Source organism: Agrobacterium sp. MCAB5 (assembly GCF_052114365.1).
Taxonomy (GTDB): Bacteria; Pseudomonadota; Alphaproteobacteria; order Rhizobiales; family Rhizobiaceae; genus Agrobacterium; species Agrobacterium tumefaciens.
Genome location: NZ_JBFREP010000049.1, coordinates 1 through 1,007, shown reverse-complemented (window position 1 = coordinate 1,007; position 1,007 = coordinate 1). Strand labels below are relative to the sequence as shown.

The 1,007-nt window shown below is 62.8% G+C and carries 2 protein-coding genes; both read right to left on the bottom strand.

The window, feature by feature from the left end:
- Positions 1–669 (bottom strand): ABC transporter ATP-binding protein (locus AB4Z23_RS27205; protein ID WP_441361146.1); only part of this gene is annotated, 669 nt, incomplete at its 3' end.
- The coding region (locus tag AB4Z23_RS27200) for an iron chelate uptake ABC transporter family permease subunit (RefSeq protein WP_441361145.1) at positions 666–1,007 on the bottom strand (342 nt) is incomplete at its 5' end. The genes AB4Z23_RS27205 and AB4Z23_RS27200, both read right to left, overlap by 4 nt.

The window sequence follows — 1,007 nt, the reverse complement described above, 5'->3', positions numbered from 1 at the left end:
GTCCTTCATGGCGATCAGGTGCGAGGCGTATCGGCAGGCATGGTTGAGATCGTGCAGCACGGCGACGACGGTGCGACCGTGTCGGTTGAGATCGGCCAGCAGGTCGAGCAATTCGATCTGGTGGGCGATGTCGAGGAAGGTGGTCGGTTCGTCCAAAAGCAGGATCGGTGTTTCCTGCGCCAGTAGCATGGCAACCCAGATGCGCTGGCGCTGGCCGCCGGAAAGCTCATCCACCAGACGATCCGACAGGTCCGTGACGCGAGTTGCTTCCATCGCCTTGACGACGGCTTCCTCGTCGGCCTTCGACCATTGCCGGAAGAATGACTGGTGCGGGTAGCGGCCGCGCGCCACAAGATCGGCGACGGTGATGCCTCCCGGCGTAACAGACGATTGCGGCAAGAGCCCGAGACACCGAGCCACTTCCTTGACGGCAAGATCAGTGATGCTTCGTCCATCGAGAATGATCTGACCGACAGAAGGCGCGAGCAGCCGTGACAATGCCCTGAGCAGCGTGGACTTACCGCACGCGTTCGGCCCGACGATGACGGTGAGGGAGCCATCGGGAATGGCAACCGACAGATTCCGCGAAATCGTTCGCTCGTCATAGCGAAGCGTGACAGCGTCGGCACGCAGTCTGTCAGAAGTGGTATGGATGTTGGTAGAGGTCATTTGCGGCCCTCGCGAATGAGAAGCCAGACAAAGTACAGGCCGCCGACGCTCACCGTCATCACACCGACAGGAAGCTGGACGCCGAAAGCGTGCTGTGCTGCGAAGTCGGCGGCCAGCAGCAAAAGCCCGCCCGTCAATGCGGACGGGATGAGTGCGACACCGGCGGAGCGCGTCAGACGCCGCGCGATCTGTGGTGCTGCAAGCGCAATGAAGGCGATCGGACCGGATGCGGCCGTGACGATTGCCGTCAGCGCCACCCCGAGCACCGTAAGCGCAATGAAGGCGATCGGACCGGATGCGGCCGTGACGATTGCCGTCAGCGCCACCCCGAGCACCGT